This window comes from Telluria antibiotica (assembly GCF_011682055.1).
Lineage (GTDB): Bacteria > Pseudomonadota > Gammaproteobacteria > Burkholderiales > Burkholderiaceae_D > Telluria > Telluria antibiotica.
Map to the genome: position 1 here is coordinate 214575 of NZ_JAAQOM010000002.1, position 16724 is coordinate 231298.

Annotated in this window: 17 protein-coding genes; 10 read left to right on the plus strand and 7 right to left on the minus strand. The window is 67.9% G+C overall.

All coding sequences use genetic code 11. From position 1 onward, the window contains the following. The first annotated feature begins 35 nt into the window (after nucleotides 1–35). From HAV22_RS03955 to HAV22_RS03965, 4 genes are read left to right on the plus strand one after another with little or no spacing between them, the layout of a single operon-like run. Nucleotides 36–1718: an AMP-binding protein gene (locus HAV22_RS03955; RefSeq protein ID WP_166856732.1), complete on the plus strand. Its 1683-nt coding sequence runs from the start codon at nucleotides 36–38 to the stop codon at nucleotides 1716–1718. Beyond that, a complete protein-coding gene (locus HAV22_RS03960) occupies nucleotides 1715–2101 on the plus strand; it encodes an NAD(P)H-dependent oxidoreductase (protein ID WP_208296044.1) in 387 nt (128 codons plus the stop codon). The genes HAV22_RS03955 and HAV22_RS03960 overlap by 4 nt, the downstream gene beginning before the upstream one ends. After that, nucleotides 2098–2250 (plus strand): hypothetical protein, encoded by a 153-nt coding sequence (locus HAV22_RS30775; protein WP_208296045.1) that lies wholly within the window; start codon nucleotides 2098–2100, stop codon nucleotides 2248–2250. The genes HAV22_RS03960 and HAV22_RS30775 overlap by 4 nt, the downstream gene beginning before the upstream one ends. Then, nucleotides 2247–2579: an MmcQ/YjbR family DNA-binding protein gene (locus tag HAV22_RS03965; protein WP_166856734.1), complete on the plus strand. Its 333-nt coding sequence runs from the start codon at nucleotides 2247–2249 to the stop codon at nucleotides 2577–2579. The genes HAV22_RS30775 and HAV22_RS03965 overlap by 4 nt, the downstream gene beginning before the upstream one ends. Before the next feature lie 294 nt (nucleotides 2580–2873). Here HAV22_RS03965 and HAV22_RS03970 read toward each other — a convergent pair whose 3' ends face one another. The 3 genes from HAV22_RS03970 to HAV22_RS03980 form a co-directional block, all read right to left on the minus strand. Next, a complete protein-coding gene (locus HAV22_RS03970) occupies nucleotides 2874–3920 on the minus strand; it encodes a nitroreductase family protein (protein ID WP_166856736.1) in 1047 nt (348 codons plus the stop codon). Between the two features lie 132 nt (nucleotides 3921–4052). Next, nucleotides 4053–4856, minus strand: coding sequence for a flocculation-associated PEP-CTERM protein PepA (gene pepA, locus HAV22_RS03975; protein WP_166856738.1), 804 nt, complete (start codon nucleotides 4854–4856; stop codon nucleotides 4053–4055). A gap of 805 nt (nucleotides 4857–5661) precedes the next feature. Continuing rightward, nucleotides 5662–6084, minus strand: coding sequence for a toprim domain-containing protein (locus HAV22_RS03980; protein WP_166856740.1), 423 nt, complete (start codon nucleotides 6082–6084; stop codon nucleotides 5662–5664). 161 nt (nucleotides 6085–6245) lie between these two features. Between HAV22_RS03980 and HAV22_RS03985 the strand changes: the two genes are divergently transcribed. The 5 genes from HAV22_RS03985 to HAV22_RS04005 all read left to right on the plus strand — a co-directional run bounded on the left by HAV22_RS03985 (nucleotide 6246) and on the right by HAV22_RS04005 (nucleotide 12980). Then, nucleotides 6246–7193 carry a LysR substrate-binding domain-containing protein gene (locus HAV22_RS03985; protein WP_166856742.1) on the plus strand — a complete coding sequence of 316 codons (948 nt, stop codon included), beginning with the start codon at nucleotides 6246–6248 and terminating at the stop codon, nucleotides 7191–7193. Nucleotides 7194–7312: 119 nt separating this feature from the next. Further along, nucleotides 7313–8152, plus strand: coding sequence for an alpha/beta fold hydrolase (locus HAV22_RS03990; protein ID WP_229421061.1), 840 nt, complete (start codon nucleotides 7313–7315; stop codon nucleotides 8150–8152). 177 nt (nucleotides 8153–8329) lie between these two features. Beyond that, a complete protein-coding gene (locus HAV22_RS03995; RefSeq protein ID WP_166856746.1) occupies nucleotides 8330–10342 on the plus strand; it encodes a sensor histidine kinase in 2013 nt (670 codons plus the stop codon). A gap of 61 nt (nucleotides 10343–10403) precedes the next feature. Further along, nucleotides 10404–12266 (plus strand): amidohydrolase, encoded by a 1863-nt coding sequence (locus HAV22_RS04000; protein ID WP_166856748.1) that lies wholly within the window; start codon nucleotides 10404–10406, stop codon nucleotides 12264–12266. A gap of 12 nt (nucleotides 12267–12278) precedes the next feature. After that, the gene (locus HAV22_RS04005; protein ID WP_229421062.1) at nucleotides 12279–12980 is read left to right on the plus strand and encodes a YoaK family protein; all 702 of its coding nucleotides are present in this window, start codon (nucleotides 12279–12281) and stop codon (nucleotides 12978–12980) included. 444 nt (nucleotides 12981–13424) lie between these two features. On the opposite strand, the gene HAV22_RS04010 is transcribed toward HAV22_RS04005, so the two are convergent. The 4 genes from HAV22_RS04010 to HAV22_RS04025 all read right to left on the minus strand — a co-directional run bounded on the left by HAV22_RS04010 (nucleotide 13425) and on the right by HAV22_RS04025 (nucleotide 15543). Continuing rightward, entirely contained in the window at nucleotides 13425–14048 is a 624-nt protein-coding gene (locus tag HAV22_RS04010) for a response regulator transcription factor (RefSeq protein WP_166856750.1), read from the minus strand. A gap of 62 nt (nucleotides 14049–14110) precedes the next feature. Next, entirely contained in the window at nucleotides 14111–14506 is a 396-nt protein-coding gene (locus HAV22_RS04015; protein ID WP_166856752.1) for a response regulator, read from the minus strand. Further along, nucleotides 14490–14765, minus strand: coding sequence for a XapX domain-containing protein (locus HAV22_RS04020; RefSeq protein WP_166856754.1), 276 nt, complete (start codon nucleotides 14763–14765; stop codon nucleotides 14490–14492). The genes HAV22_RS04015 and HAV22_RS04020 overlap by 17 nt, the downstream gene beginning before the upstream one ends. Nucleotides 14766–14856: 91 nt before the next feature. After that, nucleotides 14857–15543: a hydrolase gene (locus HAV22_RS04025; protein WP_166856755.1), complete on the minus strand. Its 687-nt coding sequence runs from the start codon at nucleotides 15541–15543 to the stop codon at nucleotides 14857–14859. 171 nt (nucleotides 15544–15714) lie between these two features. Between HAV22_RS04025 and HAV22_RS04030 the strand changes: the two genes are divergently transcribed. Beyond that, nucleotides 15715–16587, plus strand: coding sequence for an AraC family transcriptional regulator (locus HAV22_RS04030; protein ID WP_166856757.1), 873 nt, complete (start codon nucleotides 15715–15717; stop codon nucleotides 16585–16587). The last annotated feature ends 137 nt before the right edge of the window (nucleotides 16588–16724 follow it).

A 16724-nucleotide genomic window follows, 5' to 3' on the forward strand; every position in this document is an offset into this window, starting at 1 on the left:
CGAGAACGTCAACGCATCCGCAACGGGAGACCACCATGCAGCAGGCGAGCTACGTCCACGGGGCGCATCCGCTCCCCCTCATCGGCGACACGATCGGTGCCCACCTGGACCGCATCGCGGCGCGCTTTCCCGACCGCGACGCACTGGTCGTGCCGCACCAGGGCGTGCGCTGGACGTGGCGTGAGTTGCGCGAGCGCGTCGAGCGCCTGGCGGCCGGGCTGCTGTGCCTCGGGCTGCAGCCGGGCGACCGCATCGGCATCTGGTCGCAGAACCGCGCCGAATGGGTGCTCACGCAGTTCGCGACGGCGCAGGCCGGCCTCGTCATGGTCAACATCAACCCCGCGTACCAGCGCGCGGAACTGGAATACGCGCTGGCCAAGGTCGGCTGCCGCGCGCTGATCCTCGCACCCGGCTTCAAGTCCAGCGACTACCTCGGCATGCTGCGCGACCTCGCGCCGGAACTCGACGCCGCCACCGCAGGCGACCTGCATGCCGCGCGCCTGCCCGAGCTGCGCCACGTGATCCGCCTCGGTGACGAGACGACGCCCGGCATGCTGAACTTCGACGCGGTCGCGCAGTGCGCCGGCCCGGCCGACGTGGCCCATCTGCACGAGGTGGCGCGTACGTTGCAGTTCGACGACCCCGTCAACATCCAGTTCACGTCCGGCACGACGGGCGCGCCGAAGGGCGCTACGCTCACGCACCACAACATCCTCAACAACGGCTTCTTCATCGGCGAGGCGATGCGCCTGTCGGAACACGACCGCCTGTGCATCCCCGTCCCGCTGTACCACTGCTTCGGCATGGTGCTGGGCAACCTCGCCTGCATGACGCATGGCGCCGCGATGGTGTATCCCGGCGAAGGGTTCGACGCGGGCGCCGTGCTGGCCACCGTGCAGGCCGAGCGCTGCACGGCGTTGCATGGCGTGCCGACGATGTTCATCGCGATGCTGGACCATCCGGATTTCGCCTCGTTCGACCTGGCGAGCCTGCGCACGGGCATCATGGCCGGCTCCCCGTGTCCGACGGAAGTCATGCAGCGCGTGATGCGCCAGATGCACATGGACGAGATCACGATCGCCTACGGCATGACGGAAACGTCGCCCGTCAGCTTCCAGACCTCGGTCGACGACCCGCTCGCGTGCCGCGTGGGCACGGTCGGGCGCATCCATCCGCACCTGGAGGTCAAGATCGTCGACGCGGACGGCCGCATCGTCCCGCGCGGCGACACGGGCGAGCTGCTGACGCGCGGCTATTCCGTGATGCTCGGCTACTGGGGCGACGACGCCCGCACGCGCGAGGCGATCGACGACGCCGGCTGGATGCATACGGGCGACCTGGCCACGCTGGACGCGGACGGCTACTGCCGCATCGTGGGCCGCGCGAAGGACATGGTGATCCGCGGCGGCGAAAACATCTACCCGCGCGAGATCGAGGAATTTTTATATCGCCATCCGAAGGTGCTGGACGTGCAGTGCGTGGGCGTCCCGGATGCGAAGTACGGCGAAGAGCTGTGCGCATGCATCGTGCTGCGGCCCGGAGCGCAGGCGGATGCGGACGAGATCCGCGCATTCTGCCGCGGGCAGATCGCGCATTACAAGATCCCGCGCTACGTGCGCTTCGTCGAGGGGTTTCCGATGACGGTGACGGGCAAGATCCAGAAATTCGTGTTGCGCGACCGGATGGCCGATGAACTCGGTCTCGGGGACCGTGCATGAAGTGTCTCGTCGTGATCGCCCATCCCCTCCCCGACAGCTTGTGCCACGCGCTGGCGCAGCATGCCGTCTCCACCCTGATCGCGCACGGGCACGACGTCGTCGTCGACGACTTGCATGCCGCCGGCTTCGCGCCGGCATTGACCGCGGCGGAACGCGAGAGCTACTACGGCCCCGCGTTCGAAGGCGCCGCCACCGGGCCGTACGCCGGGCGCCTGCTGGACGCCGAAGCCCTCGTGCTCGTGTTCCCGACGTGGTGGTTCGGCTTCCCCGCGCTGCTCAAGGGCTGGTTCGATCGCGTCTGGGCAAACTGCGGCGGGCCGTGGCGATCACCACGCTGGGTTCGCCGTGGTGGGTCGACCGGTTCGTGCTGCGGCAACCCGTGAAACGCGTGCTGAAACTGGCGCTGCTGGGTACGTGCGCGCCGACGTGCCGCTTCGAGATGCTGTCGCTGTACCGGGCCGAGTCGCTGTCGCCCGACAAGGTGAGCGCTTTTCGCGCGCGCATCGGGCGGGCGTTGAAGGGCATGTCATGAAGGTCTCGACGGTTCGCACTTATGCGCTGTCGCTGCACGAGGCGACGGAGGCGCCGCACTTCACGTACCAGTCGTTTCGCGTGCGGGACAAGATCTTCGTCACGGTGCCGCCGGGAGAAGAGACCATCCACATCGTCTTGCCCGAAGCGCAACGCGAGCAGGCGCTGGCGCTGCATCCGCAATTCATCGAAAAACTCGTTTGGGGCAAGTCGGCGACGGGCGTGCGCGTCACGCTTGCCCGCGCCGAGGCGGCCGTCGTGAAAGCGTTGATCCTCGCGGGGTGGCAGAACAAGGCGCCGAAGGCCTTGCGTGACGCGCATTCTCGTTAATTGTCGCTGCAAACGTCCCGGTTGCGCTTGCAGGCGGCTGGATCGGAGAGGTCGACCGATCGGGACGCCGATGCCTTGTACATCTTCCCGTCGAATTTGTAATCGTCGCCGTATTGCAACGCAAGGCAGCCGCACGCGAGGATCGCTGCAGCCCATACCGCGACAGCGACGCCGACCGACACGATCAGCCATTTGGCGACGAAGTATGAAAAAACACGAACTGTCACACTCGGCCCCGTTCCCGAGAAACGCGCCAGATTGGCTCGTCGATGACGAGTTCGACGAACTGTGCAGTTACAGCTCGCTAACGAATACCTGCGACAAGGGAAGCCGGTGCGAGCGCGCCGGGGCCTTCGTCGGATAGCCCACTCGCAGGATCATGTGCAGCATTTCGCCCTGGGCCAGCCCTAACAGCCTGTGCAGCTCCTGTTCCACCGCCCCGATCTTGTCCTCGAACCCCGGCGCCAGTTTGCCTGTGTGCAGGCGATTGACCTGGTCGGTCACGACGTAATACGGTTGCACTGCCGCGCCGTGCTCGTTGAGCTGCGTCCAGACGCGTGTCAGCAGGCGTCCGGCGTCGATCGCGTTGCGCTCCTTTCCGCTGCCAACGACGCACAACAGCGCCGGCGCCGCCGAGATCAGCCCGGTTTCGGTCTTGGCCAGAAACTTGTAGGCGCCAAACCGGTTCAGTTTGGCCATCCGCTTCCAGTTCGACATAAAGTTGAGCATGGTCTTGCCGCCCGGTGGCAAGCCCAACGTCGCGACGTCGAGTCCGTCGCCGCTGGCGACCTCCTGCGGTGTTTCACGCAGGCTGCCGAACAGCCAGCGGTGCAGGTCGCGATTGCAGAAGCGCGCCTGGGAACTCAATTCGACGAGCCTGACCAGCGCCTTGCGCGCTGCATTGCCCTGCAGCACGACCATGCGTTGCTGGCCCTGCCGGGCCGCTGCGACCTTGTCCCGCAAACCCGGCTCGAGTGCATCGGTCCGATACGGGAGACGGTTCGTGTGGCGCGCTTCGAGCCCCGGAGGAATTGTAAAATTTTCCGGCAAGTCGTGTGGCAAATCCAGGCACCCGTACGGCTGTTTGCCTGGCCGGCTCCATTCCCATTTCCCTTGCACACCATTCGCCGCCAGTGTCATATCGATGTTTTCGGCCAGGGCGCCGATGGCAAGCAGCGTGCCATGACTGTCGGCATCGAACACATTCGTGCTCGGATGGCGCGACACATAATGCAGCTCGAGCGCATCGCCGGTCCAGCGCATCTGCCATGGCTGAGTGTTATCGGCCGACGGCGCCAGTGCGGCGCACGCGGCAAGGTGCTCGATGAAGGGCTTGGTCATAGAAATTGTATGGCTGCACAAGATAGCACTCACTTTGTGTACGTAAAAAAGCCCGTCGCAGGACGGGCTTCTTGCCATTAAGACACTACTTCCCGACCAGCAAGGCCGATCGGGAAAGCCAATTAGACACGATTACTTGGCGCGACGGCGCTTGCTAGCGGCCAGGCCCAGCATCCCCAAGCCCAGCAGGGACAGCGATGCGGGTTCCGGCACCTGGGAGTTGAAGTCGATCGAGCCGCTCGCCTGGTTGATGGCCACCAGGTTGCCGGAGATTTCGGCGCCTTGCGTCGTGTTGTTGAACTCATCGAACGCAATGTTGTAGAACGGATTAGGATCGACGAAGTAGGACTGGCCCAGAGCGGTCACGTTGAACGTCTGTTTCGAGTTCAGGTGGGCACCCAGCAGATCATTGAAACCTGCGACACCGGTGATCAGGCTGCCGCTGGCCAGCAGCAGGTCGTCGCCGGTGTTGCCAACAGTCGCCCCCGTTGCGGTTGCCGCATTCGCATTGGTATAGGTGTTGTCCATGTTCTTGTCGACGTAGAACTTGAAGTTCAGCGACGTCAGATCGTTGATGCTGTTCGGGGTGTTGATGCCCGAGCCCGTGCCAGCACGATACTTGTCGGTCAGGTCGAACGTGATGTAGAGCAGGTAGTCACTACCCAGGCCGGTGTTGAACTTGGGGCTGCCGTTCAGCGCGAAAGCGCTCAACTGCAGCCAGCCCGAACCGCTATGGGTGTTACCCGAGGTCGTCAGCAATTCGGACGAGGTGCCCGAGATCTGGTTGGCCGTGAACGTAGGCTTGCCGCTGCCCAGGGCCGACGGATCGACTGTGAAGATCGGCGCGGCGGCTTGAGCGAACATCGGCATCGCTGCGCCGGTGACCAGGGTCAGGGCGGCAACGGACTTGGCGATCAGGGACTTGTTCAGCTTCATAAGGTTCTCCTCAAGGAATACGTGTTGGACAATACGTTTGGTGCTACGACAGCTCATTCCCCATAAAGCATGATTCAGGCCAGAGTTCTTGCTTACTTTAGAATCAATAACTTATGAAAATGCTTTAATCGAGGTTAAACGAAATTGTAAGTTCTGCCGACAGTAATCCTCCACGATAAATTACTGCAGGAAATTGATTTTTAGAAAAATTTCTGATTGTTATCTCAAAATGGATCACGACAATAAATACGAGCCGGATACCATGTGATCATTCCTGAAGGCACTTTATTGCTTTGCAAGGCGTTCAATTTCCACTAATCAACCTACCGATCATTTGGCTGGTCGCAGTGGAAGGCGAAAACGTTCCCAGAAAACCGAGCAGACGTACGGGCAGCTTCGCTATCGCGACAACGGCCATGCCTGGTCTTCCAGCGGTGGGCCACTGCGCGGGCCTGCTCCGGGACGCGGTTGCCTTGACGGCCCCTCGGCGCCGGCTATCTGCGGGCCTCAAAGCGCATGGGGAAATAGAAAATAAATCGATTGAAGGAACCCGCGATATCGAATTTTATTTTATTTTGCGCTATATCAGTTCCGAGCGAGAAACTCTCGCGTATTTATTTCGAAAAATCAGGAGATATTGAAAGTGCGTGAAACTTGCAGGGGTAACGCGACAGGTTTGCGGAATAACCGCAGCACACATGCAGGTCATTTGTTGGCCGCCTTCACGATAATTGTCGAGTCAGTCGAAAACGGCAGATCCTGTTAAAGATTCATGGCCGGCACCCTATTCCTCCAGAGGCAATATTTACTGTCTTGCCCGCACCCGATATTCGATCGAAATGCCGTGGAACCGAGTGACGTTTTTTCCCGGACGAGCACGCGAGTCATCGTCATAAGCGATGACGAGGTGTCTCCCGTCCCGCCAATCGAGTGAAACCTCGTCGGGCGGATTTCCGGCCGAACCCATGTAGAAAACGGCCGACGCGGCGCGCTCGCCGTGACTGGAAATCGCTTCGCTCGGGCGACGAAGATGAACCTCATCGTACAGCCAACCCTGTCCGAAACCGAGGCCATTGTCGACCACCTCCAGTGTCGCGACCCATTCGCCGCCCGGCGACAGGTAGTCGACGTGCTTGCCGACGATCGGTCCGTCGTCGCCGGACGCATGCCATGCATACAGCCCGGTCAGGAACATCGACAAGACGAGCGCGACGCCGAGCGCAATCATGAATCGTCTTATTTGCATTTGCGTCGTTCCTTTTCAAAACCGGCGGTCGCAGCAGTGTACGGTCCCGATTGCGCCGAAGGCAATCGGCTCCCCGCCATGCACCGACGACGCGCCCCCGCTTTTTTGATACGATGCGCTCCCCGTCTTCACTCACCCCGCACATGCTCAGACTCAGCCTGGACGCCCTCCTCACCGTCGACACGATCGCCCGCCGCGGCAGCTTTTCCGCCGCCGCGAAGGAGCTGTACCGCGTGCCGTCGACGATCTCGTACACCGTCTCCAAGCTGGAGGACGACCTGGGCGTGCAATTGTTCGAACGCTTCGGGCCGCGCGTCGTCCTGACGCCGGCGGGGGAGGAACTGTTGAAGGAAGGCCGCTACCTGCTCAAGGCGGCGGGCGACCTGGAGAGCCGCGTGCGGCGCGTCGCGTCCGGATGGGAGACGGAATTCGCCATCGGCATGGATTCCGCGCTCGCCCCGCTGGGCCTGCAGGACGACATCCGCGCGTTCTACGACGTGGCCGACCAGACCCGCCTGCGCATCGTGCGCGAAGCGTTGTCCGGCACCTGGGAAAGCCTGCTGGACCGGCGCGTCGACCTGCTCGTCGGTGCGGCCGGCGAAGGCCCGTCCGGCGGCGGCTACACGGCGGAGCCGCTCGGCACGATGTCGTTCGTGTTCGTCGTCGCCCCGTCGCATCCGCTCGCCGCGGTGGGGCACCGGCTCGGCAAGGCGGAGCTGACGGCGCATCGCGCCATCTCCGTCGCCGACTCCGTCCGCGTGCTGCAGGCCCGCACGGTGGGCCTGCTGTTCGGCCAGGACACGCTCACCGTGCCCGACATGCAGACGAAGTACGAATTCCAGCTGGCTGGCCTCGGCTTCGGCTTCCTGCCGGAGGCGTGGGCGCGGGCCGACATCGCGGCCGGACGCCTCGTCGAGAAGGCCGTCGAGGAGCCGAAGCCGGACGAGACGCTGTACATGGCATGGCGCACGGGCGAGGAAGGCGCCGCGCTGAAATGGTGGCGCGAGCGCCTGCGCGCGAGCACGCCGCTGGCCCGCATGCTTGCACTCAACTGTCCGATCGAGCGGGCAACGGCCGATAGCACAGGGTAAGTACCTATACGTTCGTATGACTAGACCTCGGCCGCGCCCCTCCCGACAATGACCGGGTCCGGATGCGGCGGCCGAGCCGTCCCTTCCGGTCTCCAGCCACTCCACCGAAGGGACATGCCATGACCATCACCCGTACGAGCAACACCGTCACCACCCGCGACGGCACCACCATCTATTTCACCGACTGGGGCCACGGTCCCGCCGTCGTGTTCAGCCATGGCTGGCCGCTGCAGGGCGACGCGTGGGAAGACCAGATGATGTTCCTGGCCGAGCACGGCTACCGCGTCATCGCGCACGACCGCCGCGGCCACGGCCGGTCGAGCAAGACCTGGCACGGCAACCACATGAACGACTACGCCGACGACCTGGCCCAGGTGATCGAGGCGCTGGACCTGACCGACGTCACCCTCGTCGGCCACTCGACGGGCGGCGGCGAGGTCGCGCGCTACGTCGGCCGCCACGGCACCGGTCGCGTCAAGGGCGCCGTGCTGGTCGGCGCCGTCACGCCGCAGATGGGCCAGTCGGACGCCAACCCGAACGGCGTGCCGATGGCCGTGTTCGATGGCATCCGCCAGGGGGTCAAGGCCGACCGCGCGCAATTCTTCAAGGACCTCTCCGGTCCGTTCTACGGCTTCAACCGCGACGGCGCCAAGGCGTCGCAAGGCATGCGCGACACGTTCTGGCTGCAGGGCATGCAGTGCAGCCTGCGCGCCGCCTATGAGTGCATCAAGCAGTTCTCGGAAACGGACTTCACGGAAGACCTCAAGAAGATGACGGTCCCCACGCTCGTCATCCACGGCGACGACGACCAGATCGTCCCCATCGACACGACGGCACGCCGCGCCGTCGAACTGCTGCCGCAAGGCCGCCTGCTCGTCTACGAAGGCGGTTCGCACGGTCTCGCCTACACGCACAAGGACCGCCTGAACGCCGACCTGCTGGCCTTCCTGCGTTCCTGATCCCGCGGCGGCGCCGGCCCTGCCCGCTCCCCGAGCAACGCGATGGACGTCCACGCCGCCCTCCCCCCGTTCCTGCGCACAGCGATCCTCCTTTCGTATGAGGGCATCGCCCGGCAATGCCGCGATACTGGTTTCGCCCCGGCCCGACTCGCGCCGGTGGCGATACCGAGCGTGCAGATGAACCGACCGTACCTACCGATACCATCCGCTCCCGCGCCATACGCGCAGCCCGACGGCGCCCCGGCGTCCGAGCCAGACTTGCCCGCGTGCCGGGCCGCGTGGCGCCTCGTGTGCGACACGGGCCCGGCCACGCTGGCCGATGCGCCGCTGCTGCGCGCCGATCCTCTGCTTGCCGACGCGCTGCAGGACGCCTTCAATGCCGGCCGCCTGCCGGGCAGCCTGATCGAAACGGAAATCCGCCGCGCGCTGCTGGACGGCCCCACGGACGCCACCCTGCTGGCCGCCGTGCTGCTCGCGGCCGTCGCCCTCGACCGCTTCCGCGGCGGCCGCCGCGCCCTGCTGCTGGCCGATGCCTGCGCCCGGCGCGCGCGCCGGCCCGACGCGGGGCGCGTGGGCGGCGCCGTGCTGCGCGCCCACGCGACCCTCGTGCTGGCACGGCGCGCCCCGCTGCAGGACGCCGCGCTCGTGCAGGCCGAAGCCTGCCGCATCGAAGCGGGACGTCCGGATACGCTGGCGCGCAGCGCCGTGCTGTGGACGGGCGTGCGCCTGCTGTGCGGCGCGCCGCTCGCCGAATTGCAGCATTACGGCGAGGCCGTGCGGCTTGCCATCCCCGCCGGTACCGCGTCCGCCGCCACGCGCCAGCTGGACAGCCGCATCGCCCTGTTCCGTGCCCTCGCCGACGGCACGCACGCGCCGTTCGTCCCGGCCGTGGCGCCGGACGCGATGCAGTTCGGCTGCTGGCTCGGCTGCCTGCAGGCGGCGTGGCTGCGTGGCCGGATGGGCGCCGCGCGCGCGGCGCTGGCCGCGGCCCGCCAGCTCGTCACGCCGCTCACGCCGCCGTGCGAACTGCTGCCGTATCACCTGTTCGGCGCGCTGACACTGGCCCGCGTGCCGGGCGTGCCCGGCGCGACGGCGCAGTTGCGCGTGCACCGCCGGGCACTGCGCGACTGGGCCCGCCGTGCTCCCGACCTCGCCGGCGCGATGGCGCTCCTCGCGGACGCGGCCGGGCACGATGCCGGCGGCGGCGTGCGCGCCCTCGCCGCCTACGAGCGCGCAGCCGCGCTGGCGCAGGCCAACGGCCAGGCGTGGCTTGCCGCGCTCGCGTGGGAGGGTGCGGTCGGCCTGTGCGCCCGCGAGGCGCTCGCCGGCGCGCTGCCGGGCTACCGCCGCCTCGCGCTGGACACGTGGCGCGACTGGGGCGCGCACGGCCGCGTGCGCGACCTGGCGGCCGCCTGGGGCGCCGTCCCGGCCACGCTCGACCACGCCCAGCAGGCGCGCGCCGCGCGCGCGGACACGGTCGGCGAGCTCGGCATCGCCATCGCGCACGAAGTGAATCAACCGCTGGCGGCGATCGTGCTGCACGCGGCGGCCGCGCGGCGCTGGCTGCGCCGCGCCCAGCCCGACACGGCACGCGCGCTCGAAGCGCTGGAACAGATCAGCACGTGCGGGCGCCAGGCCGGCGACATCGTGCGCAGCGTGCGCGGACTCGCGCGGCGCGAGGGCGAGGCCGCCAGCGCGTTCGCGCTCGACGCGGCCGTCGCCGAGGTGGCCCAGTTGCTGCGCGCGCTGATGGTGCGCCAGAACGTGCAACTGGACACCCGCCTGCAGCTGCCGGACCGGCAACTCCACGCGAGCCGTGCGCAGATCCAGCAAGTGCTCATCAACCTGCTGCTGAACGGGATCGAGGCGCTGGCCGGCGTCAGCGACCGGCCCCGCCGCATCGTGCTCGAATCGGCGCCCGCCGGCCCCGCCCTCGTCGAACTGCGCGTGCGCGACAACGGCCCCGGCATCGCGCCCGCCGATCGCGAGCGCATCTTCGACGCCCTGTATTCCACCAAGCCGCAAGGCACGGGCGTCGGCCTGTCGATCAGCCGGGCCATCGTCGCAGCGCACGGCGGCCGTATCGAATGCCTGCCCGCCGAGCCGCACGGCGCCCTGTTCCGCGTCGTGCTGCCCGTGCGCGGCGCCGAACGCGCGGCAGCGCCGTCCGCGACCCGGGACCATGCATGAGTCGCAGCGGGGCGCGCACCAACGCCACGGATATGTCAACATACCTACCTGGAGAGACCCCATGAACACACCTGCCGTCGCCGACCTGATCCTCACCAACGGCCGCTTCCACACGCTGGACCGGTCCAACCCGCAGGCCGACGCGGTCGCCATCGCCGACGGCCGCTTCGTCGCCGTCGGCTCGGCGGCCGACGTGATGCGCCACCGCGCCGACAGCACGCGCGTCGTCGACCTTGACGGCCATACCGTGATCCCCGGCCTGAACGATTCGCACCTGCACCTGATCCGCGGCGGCCTCAATTACAACCTCGAACTGCGCTGGGAAGGCGTGCCGTCGCTGGCCGACGCGCTGCGCCTGCTGCGCGCGCAGGCGCAGCGCACGCCGAGCCCGCAATGGGTGCGCGTGGTGGGCGGCTGGAACGAGTTCCAGTTCGCCGAGCGGCGCATGCCCACGATCGAGGAGCTGAACGCGGCCGCGCCGGACACGCCCGCGTTCGTGCTGCACCTGTACGACCGCGCGCTGCTGAACCGCGCCGCACTGCGGGCCGTCGGCTACGACAAATCCACGCCCAACCCGCCCGGCGGCGAGATCGTGCGCGACGCCGCGGGCAACCCGACGGGCATGCTCATCGCGCGCCCGAACGCCATGATCCTGTACGCCACGTTAGCGAAAGGCCCGAAACTGCCCCTCGACCAGCAGATCAATTCGACGCGGCACTTCATGCGCGAACTGAACCGCCTGGGCCTGACGAGCGCCATCGACGCCGGCGGCGGCTTCCAGAATTATCCCGAGGATTACCAGGTCGTCGAGCAGCTGGCCGCGCAGGACCAGCTGACGATCCGCATCGCCTACAACCTGTTCACGCAGAACAAGGGCCGTGAGCTCGACGATTTCAAGACGTGGACGGAGATGGTGACGCCGGGCCAGGGCGACGACTGGTATCGCCACAACGGCGCCGGCGAGATGCTCGTGTTTTCCGCCGCCGACTTCGAGGACTTCCTGGAACCGCGCCCCGACCTGCCGGCCGGGATGGAAGCGGAGCTGGAGCAGGTCGTGCGCCACCTCGTCGCCAACCGCTGGCCGTTCCGCCTGCATGCGACGTACGACGAGTCGATCTCGCGCATGCTGGACGTGTTCGAGAAGGTCGACCGCGACATCCCGTTCGCCGGCCTGCGCTGGATGTTCGATCACGCCGAGACCATCACGCCGCGCAACATCGAGCGTGTGAAAGCGCTGGGTGGCGGCATCGCGATCCAGCACCGCATGGCGTTCCAGGGCGAGTACTTCGTCGAGCGCTACGGCGCCCGGGCGGCGGAGACCACGCCGCCGATCAAGCGCATGCTGGACGCGGGCGTGCCCGTCGGCGCCGGCACGGATGCGACGCGCGTGGCCAGCTACAACCCGTGGACGGCGTTGTACTGGCTCGTGTCCGGCCGCACCGTCGGCGGATTGCGCCTGTACGATGCGGGCAGCCGCCTCGATCGCCACACGGCGCTCGAACTGTGGACGGCGGGCAGCGCATGGTTCTCCAGCGAGCAAGGTCACAAGGGCCGCATCCAGCCTGGCATGCTGGCCGACCTCGCGGTGCTGTCGGCCGACTACTTCCGCGTGGACGAGGAGGCGATCAAGGCGATCGAATCCGTGCTGACCGTCGTCGGCGGACGCATCGTGTTCGGCCAGGGAGCATTCGATAAACTGGCGCCGCCCGCGCTGCCCGTGCTGCCCGAATGGTCGCCCGTCGCGAAGGTGCCGGGCCATTACCGCCCCGTGCCGCAAGCGGCCGTCGCAAAGCTGCCGCACCAGTGCCGCGGCGCGTGCGCCGTGCACGCGCACGCGCACGACCGCGCGCGCAAGTCGGACGTGCCCGTGTCGGACTTCAGCGGCTTCTGGGGCGCGTTCGGCTGCAGCTGCTTCGCGTTTTAAACGGAGGCGAACATGTCCATGAAACCTTCCGACCTGATGCTCGGCGTCGGCCTGGGCCTCCTGGCCGGCTACATCGACACGTCCGCGTTCGTCGGCCTGTACGGCCTGTTCACGGCGCACGTGACGGGTAACTTTGTCCTCATCGGCAGCGAGCTCGCGCGGCCGTCGCATGCCGGCGTGCTGCCGCTGAAATTCCTCGCGATCCCCGCGTTCGCGGCCGGCGTCGTCACGGCGCGCCTGATGGACGTGCGTTGCGCGCGTCTCGGCCACAATCCGGCGCGGCCGCTGCTGGGCATGCAGCTCGCGCTGCTGACGTTGTTCATGGCGGCTGGCATCGCCGCGTCGCCGCTGGCCGGACCGGAGGCGCCGCTGGTCCTCGCGACGGGCATGTTCGGCACAGCGGCGATGGGCGTGCAGAACGCCGTCGGCAAGCTGCAGCTGGGCCGCGTCGCGCCGACGACGGTCATGACGGGCAACGTGACGGAACTGCTGATCGACATGACGGACCTCGCCTGCGGCCGCGCCACGCCGGCCGTCAAGGCGCGCTTCGCGAAATTCTTCTGGCCCGTGCTGGCGTTCGCCGCCGGCTGCGTCGCGGGCGGCACCGCGTGGATGACGTTCGGGTTCTGGTGCCTGCTGCCGGCGCTCGTGCTGCTCGCGTGGCTCGTGCTGCTCGACTGGCCGGCAGTCGAGGCGGCGCCCGCGGCGGCTTGATGCCTGCGCCACGCGCGACGCTTGCATCTACGCGACGTTACGCGTGGGCGGAGGGCCGCCCACCCTACGCAATAACGCCGGGCCTGCGCCGCGGGCCACGGGCCAGTAGGGTGGGCACCCCGTGCCCACGCGGGCCGCGTGCATCGACGCGACGTTACGCGTGGGCGGAGGGCCGCCCACCCTACGCAATAACGCCGGGCCTGCGCCGCGGGCCACGGGCCAGTAGGGTGGGCACCCCGTGCCCACGCGGGACGCGTGCATCGACGCGACGTTACGCGTGGGCGGAGGGCCGCCCACCCTTCGCAATAACGTCGGGCCTGCGCCGCGGGCCACGGGCCAGTAGGGTGGGCACCCCGTGCCCACGCGGGACGCGTGCATCGACGCGACGTTACGCGTGGGCGGAGGGCCGCCCACCCCAACGCATTCGCGACGGCCGCCTGCGTTCTAACGCCGGCGCGCGCTCTCGATGCCGAGCCGCTCGGCCATGCGCACCAGTTCGGCCAGTGTACGCGTCTGCATCTTCTGCATCAGGTTGCGCTTGTGCACCTTGGCCATGATCTCGCTGATGCCCATCGCGTCGGCGATCTGCTTGTTCAGGAGCCCGCCGATCGCGAGGCCGAAGACTTCGCGTTCGCGCGGCGTGAGCTGGGCGTGGCGGCGCGCCAGCTCGTCGGCCTCGCGTCGCGCGTCGATGCGGCTCGCGTCGCCGGCCAGCGCCTCGTCGACGGCCGCGAGCAGCGCATCCGGATCGACGGGCTTCGTGAGGAATTCATTGGCACCCGCCTTCATCGCCGCGACGGACAGCGGGATCGTGCCGTGGCCGGTCAGGAAGATCACGGGCAGCGCGAGGTGGCGCGCGGCCATGTGCTGCAGCACGCTCATGCCGTCCAGGCGCGGCATCTGCATGTCGAGGATCAGGCAGGCCGGCACGGACGGCGCGGGTTGCGCGAGGAACTCGGCCGCGTCGGCGAACGCGTGCACGGCGTGGCCGGCCGCTTCGAGCAGGTCCGCGACGCCCTGGCGCACGTGCGCGTCGTCATCCACCACGATCACCATCCGCTCGCTCATGCCTGCCTCTCCTTGAGGCGCAAGCATAGCGGAAAACGTGCGGTCCTGCGGACGGCCCGGCATCAATGCTGCAGGTCGGGCCGCGCCGGGATCGCATCGATCAGCGCCAGCAGGCGGTCCGGATCGACGGGCTTGTGCAGCAGCGACAGCGCGCCCGCGGCGGCGGCGCGCCGGGCCAGCGCAGGATCGTCGTCGCCCGTGACGAAGATGACGGGGAGGCACGGCGCCAGCGCGTGCAGGCGTTCGCACAGTGCGAAGCCGTCCGGCTCGCCGATGTGGATGTCGAGGACGGCGCAATGGACGTGCGTGGGGTCGGCGCCGCGCAGCACGGCGGCGGCGCCGGCATACCCCAGCGCCGCGTAGCCGGCCGCGCGCAGCAGCCCGAGCAGGCCGCCGCGGACGGTGTCGTCGTCGTCCGCCACGAGCACGATCTGGCCGGCCTCAGGCGGCGCGGTCATCGTGCGCCCGCGCCCGGGGTGCCTCCGGCGGCGGTGCGATGCCGCTGATCCGGCTCACGCATTCGGCGCGGAACCACGACACGGTGACGGGCTCGCCGGACATCAGGCGCTTGGCGATGGGCACGGCCTGCTCGCCGACGAGCATGCCGAACAGGCCGATGAGGGCGATCGCCGGCGGCGCGGGCGACCGCACCTGTAGCAAGGCATAGATGCAGCCGACCAGCAGGCCGGCCGCCAAGGACACGAGGTAGAACTTCATGCTTCCCCCTGGTGGTTGAATGACGGGAGCGGCCTCGCGCGGGTGGGCGCGGGCCGCGGAGACGCGCGCGGGCTTGCCGCGCGCGCTGAAATCAGCGCGCCGGGACCGGCGCGAGCGTCTCGTGGCTGGCGGTGCCGCGCTGGGGCGCGTTGTGCACCATCGTGTACGCGTAGTCGATGCCCATGCCGTACGCGCCCGAGTGTTCCTTGGCAATGCCGACGACGGCGTCGTACGTGTCCTTGTGTGCCCAGTCGCGCTGCCACTCCAGCAGCACCTGCTGCCAGGTGACCGGCACGACGCCGGCCTGGATCATGCGCTGCATGGCGTAGTCATGGGCTTCCTTCGACGTGCCGCCCGACGCGTCGGCGACCATGTAGATCTCGTAGCCGCCTTCCAGCATCGCGCACAGGGCGAACGTGGTGTTGCAGACTTCCGTCCACAGGCCGGCGACGACGACCTTCCTGCGGCCGTTTGCGGCCAGCGCGTCGCGCACTTTCTGGTCGTCCCACGAGTTCATCGACGTGCGCTCGAGGATGGGCAGGCCGGGGAAGACGTCCAGCAGTTCCGGGTAGGTGTAGCCGGAGAAGCCCTGCGTCTCGACGGTGGTGATGGTTGCCGGGATGTTGAACGCGGCGGCGGCCTTGGCCAGCCCCACGGTGTTGTTCTTCAGCGCCTGGCGGTCGATCGACTGGACGCCGAACGCCATCTGCGGCTGGTGGTCGATGAAGATGATCTGGCTGTTCTGCGGCGTCAGCACTTCGAGTTTTGGATTGTTCATGGGACGATCCTCTGATGGTGATGGGCATGGGTGGATGGGCGGTGGTGCACCGGCAAGCCATGGTAGTCCCGCCCTCTCCCCGTCGCCAGTATCCGAACGTATAGGCGCGGGGCCCTGCCATAGGGCATGCATATGTGTCTTCGTGGCCACGAACATGTTACGATCGTTGCCATGATGACTCTCCACGACCTCAGACACCTCGCCATGCGCCACGCCGGCACCGGCCCGGACTGCGTCGTGCCCGGCCTGCGCATCCGTGCCGTCACGGCGCCGACGATGCCGATGAGCGGCATCGAGGAACCGATGTTCGCGCTGATCCTGCAGGGCCGCAAGCGCTCGACGATCGGCGGCCGCACGTACGAATACGGCCCGGGCGATTGCGTGATCGTGTCGCTGACGATGCCGTCGACGGGCCAGGTCGTCGTCGCCAGCGAGGACGAGCCGTATGTCGGCGTCGCCCTCACCTTGCGCCCCGCCGAGATCGCGGGCCTGATCGTCGAGGCGCAGGCCGAGGCGCCGCCGGACGCCGTGCCGATGGCAGTGCATGCGGCGTCCGCGCCGCTGCTGGACGCGGTCGGGCGCCTCGTCGCGCTGCTCGACCATCCGGACGACGTGCGCATCCTGCGTCCGCTGCTGGAAAAGGAGATCCTGTGGCGGCTGCTGTCGGGCCCGCACGGTCCGATGCTGCGCGAAGTGGGCCTGGCCGACAGCCGCGCGTCGCGCATCGGCCGCGCGATCCGCTGGCTGCAGCAGCACTACGCGGAACCCGTGTCGACCCAGCAGCTGGAAGCCGTGAGCGGCATGAGCGCGTCGTCGCTGTTCCGCCACTTCAAGGACTTCACGTCGCTGAGCCCCCTGCAATACCAGAAGCAGATCCGCCTGCACGAGGCGCGTGCCCGACTCGCCGCCGCCAGCTGCGACGTGGCAGCCGTCGCGTACCAGGTGGGCTATGAAAGCCCGTCGCAGTTCACGCGCGAGTACAGCCGCATGTTCGGGCGGCCGCCGCGCGATGATCTTCGGCGCGTGCGCGAGCCGGCCGTATGACGGGCGCCCTGCCCGTCACGCCGGCCCGGCTCTTCCTGCATTACCTGAACAGGCTCGACGCCTTGCTGGAAGCGGCCGAGGCGTTCGACGCGGGCGGCGCGGCGCGGCGCCTCCATCCCGACATGTTCCCGCTGCCG

Excerpts from the sequence above, each read along its gene's own strand:
- pepA (WP_166856738.1), bottom strand. The coding sequence starts at position 4,856 with ATGAAGCTGAACAAGTCCCTGATCGCCAAGTCCGTTGCCGCCCTGACC.
- HAV22_RS03980 (WP_166856740.1), bottom strand. The coding sequence starts at position 6,084 with ATGATTGCGCTCGGCGTCGCGCTCGTCTTGTCGATGTTCCTGACCGGG.
- HAV22_RS04020 (WP_166856754.1), bottom strand. The coding sequence starts at position 14,765 with ATGAAGTTCTACCTCGTGTCCTTGGCGGCCGGCCTGCTGGTCGGCTGC.
- HAV22_RS03990 (WP_229421061.1), top strand. The coding sequence starts at position 7,313 with ATGACCATCACCCGTACGAGCAACACCGTCACCACCCGCGACGGCACC.
- HAV22_RS04000 (WP_166856748.1), top strand. The coding sequence starts at position 10,404 with ATGAACACACCTGCCGTCGCCGACCTGATCCTCACCAACGGCCGCTTC.
- HAV22_RS03965 (WP_166856734.1), top strand. The coding sequence starts at position 2,247 with ATGAAGGTCTCGACGGTTCGCACTTATGCGCTGTCGCTGCACGAGGCG.
- HAV22_RS04005 (WP_229421062.1), top strand. The coding sequence starts at position 12,279 with ATGTCCATGAAACCTTCCGACCTGATGCTCGGCGTCGGCCTGGGCCTC.
- HAV22_RS04030 (WP_166856757.1), top strand. The coding sequence starts at position 15,715 with ATGATGACTCTCCACGACCTCAGACACCTCGCCATGCGCCACGCCGGC.
- HAV22_RS03955 (WP_166856732.1), top strand. The coding sequence starts at position 36 with ATGCAGCAGGCGAGCTACGTCCACGGGGCGCATCCGCTCCCCCTCATC.
- HAV22_RS04010 (WP_166856750.1), bottom strand. The coding sequence starts at position 14,048 with ATGAGCGAGCGGATGGTGATCGTGGTGGATGACGACGCGCACGTGCGC.
- HAV22_RS04015 (WP_166856752.1), bottom strand. The coding sequence starts at position 14,506 with ATGACCGCGCCGCCTGAGGCCGGCCAGATCGTGCTCGTGGCGGACGAC.
- HAV22_RS03985 (WP_166856742.1), top strand. The coding sequence starts at position 6,246 with ATGCTCAGACTCAGCCTGGACGCCCTCCTCACCGTCGACACGATCGCC.
- HAV22_RS04025 (WP_166856755.1), bottom strand. The coding sequence starts at position 15,543 with ATGAACAATCCAAAACTCGAAGTGCTGACGCCGCAGAACAGCCAGATC.
- HAV22_RS03960 (WP_208296044.1), top strand. The coding sequence starts at position 1,715 with ATGAAGTGTCTCGTCGTGATCGCCCATCCCCTCCCCGACAGCTTGTGC.
- HAV22_RS03995 (WP_166856746.1), top strand. The coding sequence starts at position 8,330 with ATGAACCGACCGTACCTACCGATACCATCCGCTCCCGCGCCATACGCG.
- HAV22_RS03970 (WP_166856736.1), bottom strand. The coding sequence starts at position 3,920 with ATGACCAAGCCCTTCATCGAGCACCTTGCCGCGTGCGCCGCACTGGCG.